The following is an 18,610-nucleotide window of genomic DNA, read 5'->3' on the forward strand; positions in this document are numbered from 1 at the left end:
GTCAGACCACCTCATGCCCTGCGGCGCGGATTTGCCGCGCCAGTTCCGTGATATGGGCCGGGCCCACCTCGCAGCAGCCGCCGACGATGCTGGCGCCCTGCCCGATCCATCCCATGGCATGGGTGGCGTAAGCCTCGGGGCCCAGATCCTGCCGTGCCGACAGGGAATCCACGGTGGGTTTGTGACCCAGGAATTCCTGCGTGATCCGGGTAAAGCCGTTGGCATAGGCGCCAAACGGCTTGCTGCCCCGCGCCAGAACATCCAGCGCCGCCGGGATCGCCTCGGGAACCGAGCAGTTGATCAGGATCGCATCAGCAGCGTCGGCCACGGCCAGCACATCGGCCAAAGCCTCGCCTGAGCGCAGGCGCGTGCCGTCGGTGTCATCCACGGTCAGCGACAGCCAGACCGGCAGACCCGCCTGAATCGCACCCTCCAGAACCGCCCTTGCATGGGCGACAGAGGCCACGGTTTCGCAAATCAGGATATCGCATCCCTTGGCCAGAGCCTTGGCTACTTCCGCATAAAGCGGCACGGCCACGTCATGGGCGGGGTGGATATCGGGGCGGTAGCTGGCGATCAGCGGGCCGATGCTGCCCGCGATCCGGCCCGCACCATGGGCGGACCGGGCGGCCTGCGCCTCGGCCAGAGACAGGCCGATCAGGGCGTCAAGCTTGCCCGCCAGCGGGGTGCCGGCCAGCCGGTCATGATGCACGGCATAGCTGTTGGTGGTGGCCATGGTCGATCCCGCATCGAAGTAATCGCCATGCACGGCGCGCACGATGCCCGGATGATCCACCATCACCTGCGTCGACCACAGAGGTGTGGGCCTGTCGCCCGAACGGTGCACCAGTTCCTGCCCCATGCCACCATCCAGAAGTGTGATCTTGCTCAAGCCCTGATCCTTTCATTGGCCGGATCCCAGAGCGGGCCATCCGGCTGCACCACTGCGCCGTAGCGCTTACCGAAAATCTCGACCTCAAGCGGTGTGCCGGGGGCGGCCAGATCGGCGCGCACCATGCCCAGCGCCAGCGAAGACCCCACCCGATACCCCCAGGCCCCGCTTGTGGTTTCGCCCACGATCTGCCCGTCATGCCAAAGCGTGGACATATAGGGCGCGTCCTGCTCGCCTGCCTCCACGGTCAAGGTGACGAAGCGCTTGGTCACGCCTGCGTCCTTCTCGGCCAGCAGTGCGGCCTTGCCGGGGAAGTCCTTGGACCAGTCGATGAACCGCTCCAGCCCGCCTTGCAGCAAGGTGTAGTCGGTGGACAGGTCCCCCTTCCATGCGCGATAGGCCTTTTCGATCCTCAGCGCGTTCAGGGCGAACATGCCGAAAGGCGTGGCGCCCGCCCCCGTCACCGCATCCCAGATCAGCGGGGCGTCGGCGGCGGGGCAATGCACCTCCCAGCCCAGTTCACCCGCGAAAGAGACACGCATCAGCATGCAATCCACACCGCAGACCCGCGCTTGCTGCGCGGACAACCAGGACAGGGTCAGATCCGCATCGGTCAGAGGGGCAAGCACCTCGCGGGCTTTCGGCCCCGTGACCAGCAGGCAATCGTATTTGTCCGAACGGTCATGCACCATGATGCCCGCAGGGGCCTGGCGCGACAGCAATTCGCCGTCATGTCGCTGCGCGACGCCCGCCGTGATCAGCCATGTGCAATCGGGACTGCGCGGGATGACCGACATTTCGGTCACGATCCGGCCCTTGTCATCGGCGAAATAGGCCAGACCCACGCGCCCCACGCGCGGGATGCGCGATGCGGTCAGGCTGTTGACGAACGCCTCGGCCCCTGGCCCTTCCACTGACAGGCGGCTGAAGCCCGAGATCGCCAGCACACCGCAGCCATCGCGGACGGCCGCGCATTCCTCGGCCACGCGCGGCGCCCATGGGCCTGCGCGGTCCCAGGTCTGGCTGCCGTCCCAGCTGGTATCGTCGCCGGGCTTGGCGAACCAGTTCGCGCGTTCCCACCCGTTGTAGGCACCGAACTGCGCGCCCGCGTCCTTCAGGCGGGAATGCAGCGCCGACAACTTGCGATCGGCCCCGGCGGGCCAACGGGCATGAGGGAAATGCATGCCATATTCGTGGCCGTAAACCTCCAGGCCCTTTTCGATGCAATAGGCCGGATCCTCGAACCCGGTGAAGCGGCGCGGATCGCAGGACCACATATCCCATTCCGTGCCGCCCTCGGTCACCCATTCGGCCAGCACCTTGCCCGCGCCACCGGCCTGGCAGATGCCGAAGGTGAAAACGCAAGCCTCGAAGGCATTTGGCAGGCCGGGCATCGGACCGATCAGCGGATTGCCATCGGGGGTATAGGGGATCGGCCCGTTGATGACCTTGCTCAGCCCCGCCTTTTCCAGCAGCGGCACGCGGGCCATGGCATCACCGATATACCATTCCAGCCGCTCCAGATCGTCGGGAAACAGCTGAAAGCTGAAATCCTCGGGCATCGGGTCCTCCGGCGTGATCCAATGGGCGCGCCCGTTGCGCTCATAAGGGCCAAGGTTGAAGCCGTGCTTTTCCTGCCGCAGGTAATAGCTGCTGTCGACATCGCGCAGCAGCGGCAGCTTGGCGCCCGTGGAGGCGGACCATTCCGCAAGTTCGGGGATCGTGTCGAACAACAGGTACTGATGGCTCATCACCATCATCGGCACCTCGCGGCCGAACATCGCGCCGACCTCGCGCGCATAGTAGCCGGCGGCATTCACCACCTTTTCGCAGCGCACCTCGCCCTTGGGGGTGACGACAACCCATTCATCCCCCTCGCGCCGCACGGCGGTGACGGGGCAGAAGCGTTCGATCCGCGCGCCCATCTGGCGCGCCCCCTTGGCCAGAGCCTGGGTCAGCTGCGCGGGGTCGATATCCCCGTCATTGGGATCGTAAAGCGCGCCCTGCAGGTCATGGGTTTCCAGGAAGGGATAGCGGCCGCGCATCTCGTCCGGGCCCAGCAGATCCAGATCCATGCCCTGATAGCGGCCCATGCCCACGACGCGGGCGAATTCCTGCATCCGTTCGCGGCTATGGCCCAGACGCAGGGACCCGGTGACGTGGTAGTTCATCGGATAGTCGACCTCGGCGCCAAGGCGCCGGTACAGATCCGCCGAATAGCGCTGCATGTTCATGATCGACCAGCTGGACGAGAAGGTCGGCACGTTTCCGGCCGCATGCCATGTCGATCCGGCCGTCAGCTCGTTGCGCTCCAGCAGCAGGCTATCGGTCCATCCCGCGCGTGCCAGATGGTACAGGGCAGATGCCCCCACCGCGCCGCCGCCGATGATGACCACGCGCGCCTGTGTCGGAAAATCCGCCATGCCTTGCCCCTTTGCCTTCTGTCCGCTGTCTGTCGACTGACTATCGACTGGGCGAATGCCTCTATCAATCCGGGTCAGCCGGGTTTATTGATCGGAAAAGCCGATTAGGAACCACGATGCAAACCGAGCTTCTGGAAACATTCCTGGACCTGTGCGAAACGCGCAGCTTCAACCGCACCGCAGATCGGCTGGGTGTCACGCAATCCACGGTATCCGGACGGGTGCACGCGCTTGAGGGGGCGCTGGGTTGCCGCCTGTTCCACCGCTCGCGGGCCGGCACCGGGCTGACCACCGAAGGCCTGCGGTTCGAGCCCCATGCCCGCGCCCTGCGGCAAGGCTGGGCAGAGGCGCTGCAGGATACGGCCGGATCGGGCAGCCGCGCCATGACGCTGCGGATCGGGCTGCAACGCGATCTGACAGACCATCACATCGGCGACTGGATGCGCCAGTTCCGTGCCGCCCTGCCCGAGGCCGCTTTCTATATCGAGGCGGATTATTCCGCCCAGATGTGTGCCGATCTTGTCAGCGGGGCGCTGGATCTGGCGCTGCTGTTCACGCCAAAGCCGCAACCGGACCTGCATTTCGAAACCGTGGGAGAGTTGTCTTACCGCATGGTGTCGACCCGGCCGGTCGCGCTGGCCAGCCTGCCCATTGAACGCTATGTGCGCGCCAATATCTCGCCCGCCTTCAGCGCCGCACATGCGGGCCTTTTGCCGCAACTCACGGCCGCCCCCGTGTCCAGCGGTCAGAATGCCACGGTCACCGGCCTGATCCTTGCCCTGGATGGCGCAGGTTATGTCCTCGAGGATACGGCACAATCCCTGATCGAGGCCGGGCAGGTCCATGCCGTCGCGAATGCGCCGCGCATCCCGCAGCCGGTTTTCGCAGCCCTGCCGCTGCGCCAGCGGCACCGCCCCTTGCAACGGCGCCTGGTCACCGTGCTGCGCGCGCATTTCTCGGCCAAACGACCGCAGAAATGACAAACCCGCACCAAGGGCGCGGGCGGGCTTGCCATAGTCATTCGGATCAGGCGCTTACCACTCGGTCGGGCCCTTGTCGGCAAAGGCATGCACCAGGAAGTCGATGAAGGCACGGACCTTGGGCTGGGTGAAGCGGCCCGGCGGATAGACCGCATATATCCCTTGGGTTTCAACCGGCAGATCGGGGATCGCATCCTCGACCAGACCCTTTTCCATTGCATCGGCATAAAGGAAGCTGGGCAGATAGGCGATGCCAAGCCCGGCCACACAGGCGTTCAGCAACGACTGGCCGTCATTCACGCTCAGCCAGCCGGCGGTACGCACCTGGCGCTTTTCACCTGATGGGGCGGTCAGTTTCCAGACGTTGCCGTTGGACTGATTGGAATAATGCAGCAGCTTGTGATCGTTCAAATCGTCGATCTTCTGCGGGCGGCCATATTTCTCGAAATAGCCGGGGCTTGCGATCATCCGCTTGGTGGTTTCGGTCAGCTTGCGGGCACGCAGGGTGCTGTCTTCAAGCTCGCCGATCCGCACGGCCATGTCGAAGCCTTCGCTGATCAGTTCGACATAGCGATTGTTCAGCACCATGTTCACCGTGATATCGGGGAATTCCGACAGGAACTCGCCCAGCACAGGCGACAGGTGATTGACCCCGAAGTCGGTCGCGACCGAGATCCGCAGCAGGCCCGAGGGCGCCGATTGCATCGAGGTGACAAGCGCATCCGCCTCGCCCGCATCGTTCAGGACCCGCCGGGCCCGGTCGTAATAGGCAAGGCCAATCTCGGTCGGGCTGACACGCCGCGTGGTGCGGTTCAGCAACCTTGCGCCCAGACGCGCCTCAAGGCTTGAGACATGCTTTGACACGGCCGATTTGGATATGCCCATCTTCTTGGCGGCATCGGTGAAGCCACCCTGATCCACGACCGTGGCGAAGGCTTCCATTTCCGTCAGACGATCCATCCGCGACACCCTTTCGTTTGCGTTGTTTCCGGTATCGCGTCGAAATCAGGCATGACTTGGGCGGGGTGCGGACAATATCGGGGTATTGTCAGGGATCGTTAATGGCATGGAAACAGGCAAGCGGGCAGAAAAGGGCCATTTCTTCTTGCTGAAAATATCCATGAATCCCGTCTGTACCGCCGGATTCCGCGATGCCAGATGCCCCTTTCGCTGCGGTCAGGCGTCAGAAAATTTGATCATATCAAACCTATTTCAGCCATTCGTGCCGAAGATCATCAAATTTGTTCCCTTTGCATTTGATCAAATATATGGATGCAACAACACAGGGGCAAAAGCCAGGGTCATGACGCGATGAACGGAATGGTGGAAACAACCGCAGACAGCCTGGCTGGCGTGCCGATCGCCCGTCTGGAAACGGTGCGCGCGCGGGAAGCTGCATCCTATGCGGACCGGCGGCCACGCACACAGGCGGCGCTGGCAGGCGGCACAGAGGCCTGGCTGGACGGTGTGCCGATGCACTGGATGAAAGATTGGCCCATGCCTTTCCCGATGCTGGTGGCGCAGGCGCGCAATGCCAGGCTGACCGATCTGGACGGGCACCGGATCGACGATTTCTGCCTGGGCGATACGGGTTCGATGTTCGGCCATTCGCCCGCCCCCGTGGCCGAAGCGATCCGCCAGCAGGCCCGCGCCGGGCTGACCTATATGCTGCCGACCGAAACCGCGCTTGAGGCGGGCCGGTTGCTGACGGAACGCTTTGGCGATTACCGCTGGCAGATCGCCACGACCGCGACGGATGCCAACCGCTTTGCCCTGCGCGTGGCGCGCGCGGTGACCGGGCGGCCAAAGGTTCTGGTCTTCAACGGGTGCTACCACGGCACCGTGGACGAGGCGATGGTGGCGCTGCATGACGGGCAGACCGTGGCCCGCCCCGGCCTGACCGGGCAGGTGGCCGATCTGACCCGCACCGCCGTGGCCGTGGAATTCAACGACCTGTCCGGGGTCGAGGCGGCGCTGGCAACCGGCGAGGTTGCCGCGATCCTGACCGAGCCGGTCATGACGAATTCCTGCATGGTCCTGCCCCAGCCGGGCTTTCACGACGGGCTGCGCGCCCTGTCGCGCCAGTATGGCGCGCTGCTGATCATCGACGAGACGCATACCATCTCCAGCGGGCTGGGCGGCTATACCGCTGTACATGGGCTGGACCCTGACATCTTCGTCGCCGGCAAATGCATCGCGGGCGGAATGCCCACGGCGATCTGGGGGCTGCGCGCCGCCGTGGCCGCGCGTTTCGCCAGCTATAACGCCACCCGCGCGCCGGGCCATTCGGGGATGGGCACCACCCTGTCTGCCAATCCGATGCAATTCGCCTGCCTGCGGGCAACACTGGCCGAGGTGATGACACCTGACGCTTATGCCCATATGGAAAAAGGCGCGGCAAGGCTGGAGGCCGGGCTGGCCGCAGCCATTGCCCGCCACGGGGCGCCGTGGCACGTCGTGCGCGTCGGCGCACGGGTCGAGTTCATCTGCGCCCCCGGGCCGTTGCGGAACGGGACCGAGGCGGAGGCGGCGCATAAACCGGCACTGGAAGCGGTAATCCACACCTGCCTGCTGAACCGTGGCTGCCTGATTGCCCCCTTTCACAACATGATGCTGGTCAGCCCCGTCACAAGCATGAAACAGGTAGACCGGCTGATCGCCGCCTTCGACAAGACGCTGGCCCTTCTGTTCGGGCATCACGAGGACTGACATGACGACCCAGACCAACAGCCCCTCGGGGGCCACCATCGCCGAGGCGCAGGCCTTTCTGGACGCCCACCCCGAAATCGAAGCCTTCGATATCGTGCTGCATGATTCCAACGGAATCGGGCGGGGCAAGATCATCCGGCGGCATGAGTTGCTGGCCTTTTACCAGTCGGGGCGGTTTTTGCCGATCTCGATACTGGGTCTGGATATCTGCGGCGAGGATGTGCATGAAACCGGGCTGATCTGGGATCAGGGCGATGGCGACCTGCGCGCCTGGCCCATCCCCGGCACGCTGAAGCCGCTGCATGGCACCACGCCGCCGCGCGGTGAGGTGCTGATGTCGCTTTATACGCTGGAGGGTGCGCCGATGACATCGGACCCGCGCCATGCGTTGCAGGCGCAGGTTGATGCGATGGCGGCAGAGGGGCTGTTTCCAGCGGGCGCGTTCGAGCTGGAGTTTTTCCTGCTGGCCAATGATCGCGGGCCGGACGGGCGCGTGCGCCCTGCCGCCGATGTGCTGGACGGGCGCGCCAGCCACCGGACGGAAGTCTATTCGGTGGATCACCTGCACGGGATGCTGCCCTTGTTTTCCGACATTTATGCAGGGGCCGAAAAGGCCGGGATCACGGCGGAAACCATGATCTCGGAATACGCCCCCGGGCAGTATGAGCTGACGCTGCATTACCGCACCGATGTGATGCAGGCCGCCGATGATCTGATGCGGCTGAAACGGATCGTGCGCGCGCAGGCCCGCGCCCATGGGGTGACGGCCTGTTTCATGGCCAAGCCGATCGAGGATTACGCCGGATCGGGGATGCATTTCCATGTCTCTTTGCAGGACCGCGAGGGGCGGAATGTGTTCACGGAAAGCGTTGATGGGCAATGGTCGCCCGAGATCCTGCATGCGCTGGGCGGGCTGCGCGCGACGATGGGGGAATCGATGCTGGTCTTTGCCCCGCATGCCAATTCATGGCGGCGTTTCGCCAACCAGAGCTATGCGCCGGTCTCGACCAGTTGGGGGGTGAACAATCGCTCGGTTGCGCTGCGTATCCCGGCAGGCGACAAGCGCGCGCGGCGGATCGAGCATCGTCCGGCAGGGGTGGATGCGAACCCCTATCTTGTCGCGGCGACGGTGCTGGCGGGTATCCGGCACGGTCTGGCCCACAGGATCGACCCCGGCCCGGAGACGACCGGCAACGGCTATGACGAGGCGGGCGGCGATGACAGCATCCCGCGCGACTGGAACGCGGCCATCGCCGCGGCGCGCGACTCGGCCTTTCTGAAGGATGCCCTGGGCGAGGACATGCACCGCACCTTCGTGGCCGTCAAAGCCGCCGAATATGCGCGCGTGGCGCGCACGATCTCGGACGTGGATTACGATCTTTACCTGCACACGGTGTGAGTCGGGGCAAGTGTCGGTCCTGGATATTTGGAGCAAGAAGAAATAGGGCTCAGAGCGCCGCTGCCAGCCGGGTCCCTTGATCTATCGCCCGCTTCGCATCGAGCTCCGCCGCAACATCGGCCCCGCCGATCACATGGGCCGTGATGCCGCGCGCGGCCAGCGCATCCGCCAGGCTGCGTTCGGGCAGCTGACCCGCACAGAGAACCACCGTATCCGCCGGGATCACGCGCGGGTTTTCCCGCGCCTCGCCAAAGCTGACATGGAGGCCATCGTCGTCGATGCGTTCGTAGTTCACGCCCCCGATCATCTGGACGCCCTTCATCTGCAGGGCGGCGCGATGAATCCAGCCCGTGGTCTTGCCCAGCCGCTTGCCGGGGCGTTCGGCCTTGCGCTGCAGCAGCGTGACCTGACGGGCGGGCGCATCGGGGCGCGGACCTTCTGCGGCCAATCCCCCGCGCACCTGTTCCGGGTCCGCGACACCCCATTCGCGCATCCAGTCGGGGATGCTTTCCGTCGGGCTATGGCCTTCGTGGACAAGGTATTCCGAGACATCAAAGCCGATGCCACCCGCGCCCACGACAGCCACGTTCTTGCCGACAGAGACCTTGCCCGCAAGCACGTCGATATAGGACAGAACATTCGGCCGGTCCTGACCGGGGATGCCCGGATCGCGCGGAATGACCCCTGTGGCAATGACTACTTCGTCAAAGCCTGCCAGATCATCCGCAGAAACAGAGGTGTTCAGACGCAGGTCGATGCCGGCCTCGGCGACCATGGTTTCGTACCAGTCCACCAGCCCGTGGAATTCTTCCTTGCCGGGAATCTGGCGCGCCATGTTGAGCTGCCCGCCCACGCGGGCGGCGCGATCGAACAGCGTGACCCTGTGGCCCCGATCCGCCGCCGTCAGCGCCACGGACAGACCCGCAGGCCCAGCGCCCACAACGGCCAGGGTCTTGGGCGTGGCCGCGGGGGTAATCACCAGTTCGGTTTCATAGCAGGCACGCGGGTTCACCAGGCAGCTTGATATCTTGCCGCCGAAAGTGTGATCCAGACAGGCCTGATTGCAGGCAATGCAAGGCGCGATGCTGTCGGCGCGCCCCGCCATCGCCTTGACCACGAAATCGGGATCGGCCAGCAGCGGTCGCGCCATCGACACCATATCGGCGCAGCCCGTGGCCAGAACATCCTCGGCCACCGCGGGAGTATTGATCCGGTTCGAGGTGATGACCGGGATGCCCACCTGACCCATCAGCTTTTTCGTGACCCAGGCAAAAGCCGCGCGCGGGACGGAGGTGGCGATGGTTGGGATGCGCGCCTCGTGCCAGCCGATGCCGGTGTTGATGATGCTGGCACCCGCCTTTTCGATTTCCCTGGCCAGTTGCACGACCTCGTCGAAGGTCGAGCCGTTGGGTACAAGGTCGATCATCGACAGGCGGTAGATGATGATGAAGTCATCGCCCACGGCGGCGCGGACGCGTTTGACCACCTCGATGGGCAGGCGCATCCGGTTCTCATAGGAGCCGCCCCAGCGATCGGTGCGCTTGTTGGTGTGGGTCACGAGGAACTGGTTGATGAAATAACCCTCGGACCCCATCACCTCGACCCCGTCATATCCGGCTTCGCGGGCGCGGGTGGCTGCGGTGACGATGTCATGGATCTGCTTTTCGATCCCGGCCTCGTCCAGTTCCTTGGGCGGGAAGGGCGAGATCGGCGATTTGATGGCGCTGGCCGAGACACATTCGGGGCCGTATGCATAGCGCCCGGCATGCAGGATCTGCATGGCGATCCTGCCGCCCGCTGCGTGCACGCGGTCGGTCACGATCCGGTGGTTGGCGATATCCTGATCGTTGAACAGGCCCGCCGCCCCCGGAAACACGCCGCCTTCGCGATTGGGGGCCATGCCGCCCGTCACCATCAGGCCCACACCGCCGCGCGCGCGGGCGGCGTAGAACTCGGCCACGCGGTTCCAGTCCTTCGTTTCCTCAAGGCCCGTGTGCATGGACCCCATCAGAACGCGATTTTTCAGCGTGACATGGCCCAGATCAAGCGGGGCCAGAAGATGTGGATATGCGGTCATGTGATGCCTCCCGTTTAGACGCCATCTGAGCGGAAGGCGCGGGGTTTGTCACCTGAAACCCAGCGTCAGCAGTCTTGCACGCATGTCAGACCGTATTGTCCAGAACGATCGGCGTTTCGAAATATTCAAAACGCGGAAGGGCACCATAGATGCCGCGCACCTTTTCGCACCATGCCGCATCATGGCCTGCCTTTGCGGCCTCTAGCGTCTTCCACAGATAGACCCCGCCGCCGCGGCGACCTTCGGGATCATAAAGGTAATTCTTGCGGATCAGATCGGTATTGGCGGACCAGCCGGGTACAGTGGCCTTGAAATTTGCGATGACCTGATCGCGGCTCATGTCTGCGGGAATCGGGAAGGTGACGATTTCGGTGATCATGGCGCTGTCCTTTCCTACATGGATTCCAGGCAATGCCGCCGGAATGCGCGCTTGAGAAGGTCCAGCTCCTCGCGCAGCAGATCGACTTCGGCGCGGATATCGTCGGCCAGCGCCTCTCCGGCGAGGATGGCGAAACTGCCCAGTGTTTCACCGGTTTCCGCGTCTCGGATCAGGAAAGTGTGGATACCGTCGGTCAGAGCCTGTCGCGGCACCGGGATACGCAGTACCCAGTCAGGCGCCTTTGCAGCCTCGACCAGTTCGGCGCCGGGCACCGGCTGTTCCAGATGGGTCACGGCAATCGAAGGGCGCGTGCCCGCAGGCGATCCTGTCACGATACCTTCCCATATGCCCTGAAACAGGCGGGTCTTGGTGACGGTCAATGCGCTCACGGGTTCATCCTTTGAATATGATATCACAATTCGGCGCGCGGGCGCCGGCTGAAGGTCAGGTCACGCAGGATCACCTGGTTCATCCGGGGGCCTTCGAAGATCAGGTCGACCCAGGCTTTTTCCACGCGTTTTTCGTTCATGCTGGAATAGGCAAGGTCGAATTCCACCATGTTGTCTTCTTCGGTCAGGGGCAATTCGCGCACGATCTGTTCGGTGTTCGGTCCGTGGCGGATGTTGAGCCGGGCAAAGATCTCCAGCGGCTTTTCCATCTCGACAATCGTGTTCATCCGGATCAGGTGGCGCCGTTTCAACCCGGCCACCGCATCGCCGGGCAGATCGACGGCAAGCGACAGAAACGATCCGTCGAAGCGGAATACATCCATCCGCAGGCCAAAGGGCGCCAGATCCTTTTCGCGCCGGTTGCGAATCTGGCGAAGGGTCAGTTCGGACCGTTCGCAGTCATGAAACAGCGTCACCTCATCGCCGAGCATGCTTTTGCTCTGCACCGAGGCAAAGCCCGGCACCGGCAAGGGGCCACGCCACAATTCAGGCCGCCAGCCCCAGTCGGCCCCATGCGGCCGGCGAAAGGCGTTGGAACCGATCATCGGCAGCGCAAGGCGGCTGTCGGCGACATGGATCAGGTCATCCAGATGGCGGCGCAATTGACGCGCGCGCTGGCGTTGAAGCCGCAGGTCGGCAAGATCGGCCTCACCTGCCCGACGCGCCGCGTCAGACCAGCGCTTGCGCCCGATTGCGAATGCGATTGTGTCGAGAGCCTTGCCACCCAGCATTTTCATTCGTCCCGACCTGCCTTGCCTGTCTTATACGCGTACCACACCCGGCGCATGTCAGTACCGCCCAATGACGAAACAATCCTTACCGATGAAACGCATTGGCACAATTAAAGAAACGCCATCGCCATATCAATCTGCCGCAGGGGTGGAACCGGATGCAAGTTTTTCAGCAGCCGGGCTGTCCCGACGGATCGCATCGGCCAGATCCATCATAAGGCGCATCCCGCGATCGGATACCATGACGCTGTCAGGCGCGCCATAAAGCGCAAGGCCCAGAACCTTGTCACCGACAGTCATCAGCGCGCGCCAGTGCCTTTGGTCCGCGTTGGGTGGAACGGTCGATCCACCCTCGACCTGCAACAGGGCCAGGCCCTCGCGGTTGATCGCGCGCAGGATGCGCCCACGCCCCAGCGCCTGCTGAAAGTCCCGGCTGTCGGTGCTGACCGCGCCCTCGCCCGCGGGGGACGCCGAGATGGTGATGATCGCAGGCTCGACGAACACGCCGCTGGCGTCCCCGGTCAGGCTGGCGCAACTGCCGATCAGGGCAAAACCGCCCTGGGCGCGGTTGACGACGCTGCCCGCGTCAACGCAGTAGCCCGACGGCGGCCGCACGATCACCGTGCCGCCCGCCAATTCGGCCTGCCGCAGAACCGGCGTGGCGGTGGTGCCCCCGTCGATCTGGAGGCACCCCGAAACACCGAAAGCCAGGACCGGGACCAACCAGAGCCGCATCGACCGGCGCCCCGCTATGTCACAGATCCATGTAGATGTGTTTTTCGGCCTTGCCGCCCGGATGGGTGACAGCGCCCTTGTAGGTTTCGCCGACGATCTGGGCATATTTCCACAGCGCGCCGCTTGCGTAGATCGTGGGGCGCGGGCCTTTCCAGTCGGCTTTGCGCGCTTCCAGTTCGGCATCGGTCAGGGCCACGCTGATTTCGCCGGTGATGGCGTTCAGCGTGATCACGTCACCGTCCTTGATCAGGGCGATCGGGCCGCCATGGGCCGCCTCTGGGCCGACATGGCCCACGCAGAACCCGCGCGTCGCGCCCGAGAAACGGCCATCGGTGATCAGCGCCACCTTCTTGCCCATGCCCTGGCCGGAAATGGCGGCCGTGGTGGCCAGCATCTCGCGCATGCCGGGGCCGCCTGCGGGTCCCTCGTTCCGAATGACGATCACGTCGCCTTCCTTGTAGTCGCGGCGCTGGACGGCGGCAAAGGCGTCTTCCTCGCATTCGAAGACACGCGCGGGCCCCGAGAATGCCTGCTGCTCCTCGGTCATGCCCGCCACCTTCACGATGGCGCCGGTCGGTGCAAGATTGCCTTTCAGGCCGACGACACCGCCGGTCTTGGTGATCGGGTTCGCGACGGTGTGGATGACCTTGCCGTCAGCTTCGCGGGTGATCTTGTCCAGTTCCTCGCCGATGCTGTAGCCGCTGGCGGTGATGCAATCCTCGTGGATCAGGCCCGCCTTGCGCAGTTCCTTCATCACGACCGGCACGCCGCCCGCCTCGTAAAGATCCTTGGCCACGTAATCGCCACCGGGCTTGAGGTTCACGAAATAGGGCGTGTCGCGGAAAATCTCGCAGACATCATCGAGGAAGAAGTCGATCCCCGCCTCATGGGCGATCGCGGGCAGGTGCAGGCCCGCATTGGTAGACCCGCCGGTGCAGGCCACGACGCGGGCCGCGTTTTCCAGCGACTTGAGCGTGACCACATCGCGGGCGCGGATGTTCTTTTCGATCAGGTTCATGACAGCACGCCCCGACGCCTCGCCATACTGGTCGCGGCTTTCGTAAGGCGCGGGCATGCCCGAGGAGTTCATCAGCGCCAGGCCGATGGCCTCGGACACGCAAGCCATGGTGTTGGCGGTGAACTGGCCGCCACATGCGCCCGAGGTCGGGCAGGCGACACGCTCCAGGATCTCAAGCTCGGCATCGGACATGTTGCCCGCCTGATGCTGACCCACGGCTTCGAACACGTCCTGCACGGTGACATCCTTGCCGTTCAGGCGGCCCGGCAGGATCGACCCGCCATAGATGAAGACCGACGGCGTGTTCAGGCGAACCATCGCCATCATCATGCCGGGCAGTGACTTGTCACAGCCGGCAAGGCCGACGATGGCGTCATAGCAATGGCCGCGCATGGTCAGTTCGACCGTATCGGCAATCGCCTCGCGGCTGGCCAGCGAGGACCGCATGCCTTCGTGGCCCATGGCGATCCCGTCGGTCACGGTGATCGTGGTGAATTCGCGCGGGGTTCCGAAGGCCTGCTTGACGCCCATCTTGACGGCCTGCGCCTGACGGTTCAGGGCGATGTTGCAGGGGGCCGCTTCGTTCCAGCAGGTGGCCACGCCAACCAGGGGCTGGTGGATCTCTTCCTCGTTCAGACCCATTGCATAGAGATACGAGCGATGCGGCGCGCGGGCGGGCCCTTCGGTCACATAGCGGCTGGGCAGTCTGGATTTGTCGATGCGCGGTTTCGTGGACATTGGTGCCTCCCCGGTAAATCTGTCCGGATCGGAATAAAGAAGCCTCTGCCGTGGCACAAGTGCGTTTGCAAGACGTGGCGTCACGGCGCACGCAGGCCAAGCAGCGGCGTTGACAGGGTCGCCGCGCAGGCAAACACTGGTCGCCAAGCATCACGGAGGGGAGGGCGCGATGACAGCCGGCCAGACCATCAGCCCGCAGGGCAAGAGCCATCAGGCGCTGGGGCGCGATTTCTTCAGCACGGATGAGATCCGCGCGCTGGCCGAACGATCCGACCTTTGGGGATGGTGGCTGGTGTTGCATTGCTGGGGCACGATCGCGCTGGCGCTGGCGCTGTTCGCGGTCTGGCCCAATCCGCTGACCTTTGTTCTGGCTGTCATCATCATCGGCTCGCGGCAACTGGGGCTTGCGATCCTGATGCACGAGGCCGCGCATAACGCACTGTTCAGATCGCGTGGCCTGAACGACTGGGCCGGTGAATGGCTGTGCGGGCGACCGATCCTTGCCGATCTGGCGGAATACCGGCGCTATCACCTGAAACATCATCGCCATACGCAGACCGCGGAAGACCCGGACCTGAAGCTGTCGCACCCCTTTCCCACCACACGCGCGTCATTGCGGCGCAAGTTCTGGCGCGACATCACCGGACGTACCGGGATCAGGCAGCGCAGCCAGCAGATCATGTTCGCGCTGAAGATGGCGGGCGAGGTCGAGGGCCAACCCGGCGCGCAGGATCTGGCGCAGGCCTTTTCCGGCCCGGTGATCGGGCGGGCCTTGATCGCCAATGCCGCGATCTTCGCCCTGATGTGGGCGGTGGGGGCCTGGTGGTGGTGGCTGGCCTTCTGGGTGCTGCCCCTGCTGACCTGGTTCCAGCTTGTGCTGCGGATCCGCAATATCGCCGAACACGGTGCGGTCGAGGCGGTGGACGACCCGCTACGCAACACGCGCACGACCTATGCCGGGCCGCTGATGCGCCTGCTGGTCGCGCCCTATTGGGTGAATTACCATCTTGAGCATCATCTTGTGATGCATGTGCCTGCACGGAACCTGCCGCGCCTGCATCGGTTGATGGTGGAACGGGGGCATGCGGCAAAAATGCAGATCGGCCGCCATTACCTCGATGTGCTGCGGATCGCATCATCCAGACCGGCATGATGCCGCAAGCCCCCTGTTCGCCCCCCTGACCGCGCGCTAGGTTCGTGTCAGGGCCCGAAAGACAGGCCGCGACACGAGGATGCAGAGCAGACCAATGCCCCATGATGCCCACAAGGACTTCATCGCACCCGCGCGCCAGACAGCGCAGGTCTGGCGCCTGGCGCTGGGGCTGGTCCTGATCGTGATCATCGTGGTCGGCTTGAATGCCCTTTTCAATCTGGCGGTCCGGCAGCTGGGGGCGGATGCGCTATACCGTGACATCAGCAGCCTTGACGCGCCGGGCCAGACCCCGGCCGGGGTGCTGGCGCTGCTTTACAGCTTCCTGTTCATGACGCTGGCGGCCGCGATCGTGACCCTGCAGCTTCACAGGCGCAACCCCTTGACGCTGCTGGGGCCCTGGCCATTGATGCTGCGGCAGTTCGGGGCAACGCTGGCGGTTCTCATCGCGATTGCCATCATCATCATCGTCCTGCCGCCCTGGGGCTTTGCGGACCCGCTGGCGCCCGGCCTTTCGCCGCTGACCTGGATCTTGCTGCTGCCTGTCTCTCTGATCGCGGTTCTGGTGCAGACCTCGGCCGAAGAGATCCTGTTTCGTGGCTACATCCAGCAACAACTGGCCGCGCGGTTCCAAAGCCCGCTGGTCTGGATGGTGGCGCCGGCCGTGATCTTCGGCCTATTGCACTATCGGCCGGATGCGGGTGCCAATGGCTGGCTGATCATGGCATGGGCTGCCGGTTTTGCCTTGGCGGCCGCGGATCTGACGGCGCGCGCGGGCACGCTGGGACCGGCCATTGCCCTTCACTTCATGACCAATGCCAGCGCGCTTCTGATCATGTCGGCCGAGGGCACCTTGTCCGGGCTGGCGCTGTTCAGATTGCAGGTCGACATGGCCGATCCGATCGCCCTGCGGCCCTACCTGGTGATCGACGCGATGCTGATCCTGATCGGCTGGCTGGCGGCGCGGCTGGCGATTCGGCGCTGATGACCCGGCACCCCTATGATCCGCACTGGCGTTTCGTTCTGCCCGCGCGCGCACGGTCCGAGCCGAAGCTGCTGGTGATCGGTATCCTGATGGTCGAGGTGATGTATCTTGCCTCGCTCTACCTGATGGAGCCATTCCTGCAACTGGTGCCCTTGGCCAGCCCCGCAGAGGTGGCTGGTGGCACCAGTCCGCGCGGCCTGCTGATCCAGTTGTTCAGCTTCGTGGCCCTGGGCCTTGCCGTGGTGCTGATCAGCCGCAGGCTGCATGGGCGTGGCCTGGCCAGCCTGATCGGCCAACCGGGGCTTGCGCTGCAACAGATGCTGCAAGTCACCCTGCTGTTGAGCATCGCAACGCTGGCCATCGAATTCATCCCGCCCGATATCGAACTGCTGTCGCTGGCGCAGATGCGCCCGCTGGGCCCCTGGCTGGCGCTTTTGCCGCTGGCGCTGGCAGCCCTGCTGATCCAGACCGGCGCAGAGGAGCTGTTCTATCGCGGCTATATCCAGCAACAGCTGGCGGCGCGCTTTGATCAACCCTGGGTCTGGCTGGTGCTGCCAAGCCTGCTGTTCGCCTCGGCGCATTATGCACCGGAACTGCCCCCAGTCCAGGCCGCGCATTACATGATCTGGGCGTTTGTCTTCGGCCTGGCCGCAGCGGACCTGACCGCGCGCAGTGGCACGCTGGGGCCCGCGATCGGATTTCACCTGGTCAACAACGCCTTGGCTTTTCTTCTGTTCGGCGAGGCGGGCGGCATGGATTCGGGGCTGGCGCTGTTTCTTTTCCCCTCGGATCCGAGTCAGTCGCTGGCGCCGCTGCCGACCATGCCGCACCCGCTGCCGTCAGAGGACAGTGACGCGATCGGCCTGTTCGATCCCGGATTCCTGATCGAGCTTCTGGGGATCGGCATGTTATGGGCCGGTGCGCGTATCGCCATTCGCCGCTGATTGCATTTTGTCGCCCGAAGGCTTACCTCGAACCCTGAACCGTCCAAACGGACACTCGACCACGAAAAAGGCCCGTCGCCCATGAACTGGATCACCAACTACGTCCGCCCGCGGATCAACTCGATCTTCTCGCGCCGTGAAGTGCCCGAGAACCTGTGGACGAAATGCGACGAATGCGGAACGATGCTGTTTCATCGCGAACTCAGCGACAACCAGAATGTCTGCACATCCTGCGGGCACCACATGGCGATCACGCCGCGCGCGCGCTTCTCGGCGCTGTTCGATGGCGGGATATTCAGCGAAGTGGCCGTGCCGGAACCGCTGGCCGATCCGCTGCACTTTCGCGACCAGAAGAAATACCCCGAACGCATGAAGGCGGCGCAGAAATCCACCGGCGAGCGTGACGCGATGCTGGTGGCAACCGGCGAGATCGGCCGCACCCCCATCGTTGCAGCCGCGCAGGATTTCAGCTTCATGGGCGGGTCCATGGGCATGTATGTGGGCAATGCGATCATCGCCGCCGCCGAGGAGGCGGTGAAGCTGAAACGCCCGCTGATCCTGTTTTCCGCCGCCGGTGGCGCGCGGATGCAGGAGGGGATCCTGTCGCTGATGCAGATGCCGCGATCGACCGTCGCGATCCAGATGCTGAAAGAGGCCGGATTGCCCTATATCGTGGTGCTGACGCATCCGACCACGGGCGGTGTGACCGCATCCTATGCCATGCTGGGCGACGTGCAGATCGCGGAACCGGGCGCACTGATCTGCTTTGCCGGGCCGCGCGTGATCGAACAGACCATTCGCGAGAAACTGCCCGAGGGATTCCAGCGGGCCGAATACCTGCTGGATCATGGCATGCTGGACCGCGTGACACCCCGCACAAAGCTGCGCGAGGAGTTGATCACCATCACCCGGATGCTGACACGCCAGCCACCCGCCGTCTGGGGCGATCTGCCGGCGCCCGAAACGGCCGCGGCAAAGCCCGCCAGCGCGACCTGATCCGA

Annotated in this window: 17 protein-coding genes; 8 read left to right on the forward strand and 9 right to left on the reverse strand. The window is 64.3% G+C overall.

The window, feature by feature from the left end:
- Position 1 precedes the first annotated feature (1 nt).
- On the reverse strand, positions 2-892 hold the full coding sequence (locus tag ACFQ3C_RS09220; protein ID WP_380790852.1) for a homocysteine S-methyltransferase family protein: 891 nt from the start codon (positions 890-892) through the stop codon (positions 2-4).
- Positions 889-3,315, reverse strand: coding sequence for a GcvT family protein (locus tag ACFQ3C_RS09225; protein WP_380790853.1), 2,427 nt, complete (start codon positions 3,313-3,315; stop codon positions 889-891). Before ACFQ3C_RS09225 ends, ACFQ3C_RS09220 begins: the two co-directional genes overlap by 4 nt.
- 116 nt (positions 3,316-3,431) lie before the next feature.
- On the opposite strand from ACFQ3C_RS09225, the gene ACFQ3C_RS09230 reads away from it, so the two are divergent.
- Positions 3,432-4,295, forward strand: coding sequence for a LysR family transcriptional regulator (locus ACFQ3C_RS09230; RefSeq protein ID WP_380790855.1), 864 nt, complete (start codon positions 3,432-3,434; stop codon positions 4,293-4,295).
- Positions 4,296-4,349: 54 nt separating this feature from the next.
- Here the strand turns inward: ACFQ3C_RS09230 and ACFQ3C_RS09235 are convergent, their stop codons facing one another.
- Positions 4,350-5,255 carry a LysR family transcriptional regulator gene (locus tag ACFQ3C_RS09235; protein ID WP_380790857.1) on the reverse strand — a complete coding sequence of 302 codons (906 nt, stop codon included), beginning with the start codon at positions 5,253-5,255 and terminating at the stop codon, positions 4,350-4,352.
- Positions 5,256-5,361: 106 nt separating this feature from the next.
- Here ACFQ3C_RS09235 and ACFQ3C_RS09240 point away from each other — a divergent pair, with 106 nt between their 5' ends.
- The 3 genes from ACFQ3C_RS09240 to ACFQ3C_RS09250 are packed head-to-tail and all read left to right on the forward strand — an operon-like array spanning position 5,362 to position 8,403.
- Positions 5,362-5,610, forward strand: coding sequence for a hypothetical protein (locus tag ACFQ3C_RS09240; protein WP_380790859.1), 249 nt, complete (start codon positions 5,362-5,364; stop codon positions 5,608-5,610).
- Positions 5,611-5,615: 5 nt separating this feature from the next.
- Entirely contained in the window at positions 5,616-7,004 is a 1,389-nt protein-coding gene (locus tag ACFQ3C_RS09245) for an aspartate aminotransferase family protein (protein ID WP_380790862.1), read from the forward strand.
- A gap of 1 nt (position 7,005) precedes the next feature.
- Positions 7,006-8,403: a glutamine synthetase family protein gene (locus tag ACFQ3C_RS09250; RefSeq protein ID WP_380790864.1), complete on the forward strand. Its 1,398-nt coding sequence runs from the start codon at positions 7,006-7,008 to the stop codon at positions 8,401-8,403.
- Between the two features lie 49 nt (positions 8,404-8,452).
- Here ACFQ3C_RS09250 and ACFQ3C_RS09255 read toward each other — a convergent pair whose 3' ends face one another.
- The 6 genes from ACFQ3C_RS09255 to ilvD all read right to left on the reverse strand — a co-directional run bounded on the left by ACFQ3C_RS09255 (position 8,453) and on the right by ilvD (position 14,530).
- Positions 8,453-10,480, reverse strand: a complete 2,028-nt coding sequence (locus tag ACFQ3C_RS09255) for an oxidoreductase (RefSeq protein ID WP_380790866.1) — start codon at positions 10,478-10,480, stop codon at positions 8,453-8,455.
- Positions 10,481-10,565: 85 nt separating this feature from the next.
- Complete coding sequence (locus tag ACFQ3C_RS09260; RefSeq protein ID WP_380790868.1) at positions 10,566-10,859, reverse strand: hypothetical protein; 294 nt, start codon at positions 10,857-10,859, stop codon at positions 10,566-10,568.
- 14 nt (positions 10,860-10,873) lie between these two features.
- Complete coding sequence (locus ACFQ3C_RS09265; protein ID WP_380790870.1) at positions 10,874-11,248, reverse strand: hypothetical protein; 375 nt, start codon at positions 11,246-11,248, stop codon at positions 10,874-10,876.
- Positions 11,249-11,271: 23 nt separating this feature from the next.
- Positions 11,272-12,045, reverse strand: a complete 774-nt coding sequence (locus tag ACFQ3C_RS09270; protein ID WP_380790873.1) for a DUF6478 family protein — start codon at positions 12,043-12,045, stop codon at positions 11,272-11,274.
- A gap of 126 nt (positions 12,046-12,171) precedes the next feature.
- Positions 12,172-12,774, reverse strand: a complete 603-nt coding sequence (locus ACFQ3C_RS09275; protein WP_380790876.1) for a hypothetical protein — start codon at positions 12,772-12,774, stop codon at positions 12,172-12,174.
- A gap of 19 nt (positions 12,775-12,793) precedes the next feature.
- Complete coding sequence (gene ilvD / locus ACFQ3C_RS09280; protein WP_380790878.1) at positions 12,794-14,530, reverse strand: dihydroxy-acid dehydratase; 1,737 nt, start codon at positions 14,528-14,530, stop codon at positions 12,794-12,796.
- 169 nt (positions 14,531-14,699) lie between these two features.
- Between ilvD and ACFQ3C_RS09285 the strand changes: the two genes are divergently transcribed.
- From ACFQ3C_RS09285 to accD, 4 genes are all read left to right on the forward strand, one after another.
- Positions 14,700-15,683, forward strand: coding sequence for a fatty acid desaturase family protein (locus ACFQ3C_RS09285; RefSeq protein ID WP_380790882.1), 984 nt, complete (start codon positions 14,700-14,702; stop codon positions 15,681-15,683).
- Positions 15,684-15,777: 94 nt separating this feature from the next.
- Positions 15,778-16,665 carry a CPBP family intramembrane glutamic endopeptidase gene (locus tag ACFQ3C_RS09290; RefSeq protein ID WP_380790884.1) on the forward strand — a complete coding sequence of 296 codons (888 nt, stop codon included), beginning with the start codon at positions 15,778-15,780 and terminating at the stop codon, positions 16,663-16,665.
- Positions 16,665-17,609 carry a CPBP family intramembrane glutamic endopeptidase gene (locus tag ACFQ3C_RS09295; protein ID WP_380790886.1) on the forward strand — a complete coding sequence of 315 codons (945 nt, stop codon included), beginning with the start codon at positions 16,665-16,667 and terminating at the stop codon, positions 17,607-17,609. The genes ACFQ3C_RS09290 and ACFQ3C_RS09295 overlap by 1 nt, the downstream gene beginning before the upstream one ends.
- Positions 17,610-17,690: 81 nt before the next feature.
- Positions 17,691-18,605 carry an acetyl-CoA carboxylase, carboxyltransferase subunit beta gene (gene accD, locus ACFQ3C_RS09300; protein ID WP_380790888.1) on the forward strand — a complete coding sequence of 305 codons (915 nt, stop codon included), beginning with the start codon at positions 17,691-17,693 and terminating at the stop codon, positions 18,603-18,605.
- Positions 18,606-18,610: the final 5 nt, after the last annotated feature.

Source organism: Seohaeicola saemankumensis, assembly GCF_042678485.1.
Classification (GTDB): Bacteria; Pseudomonadota; Alphaproteobacteria; order Rhodobacterales; family Rhodobacteraceae; genus Seohaeicola; species Seohaeicola saemankumensis.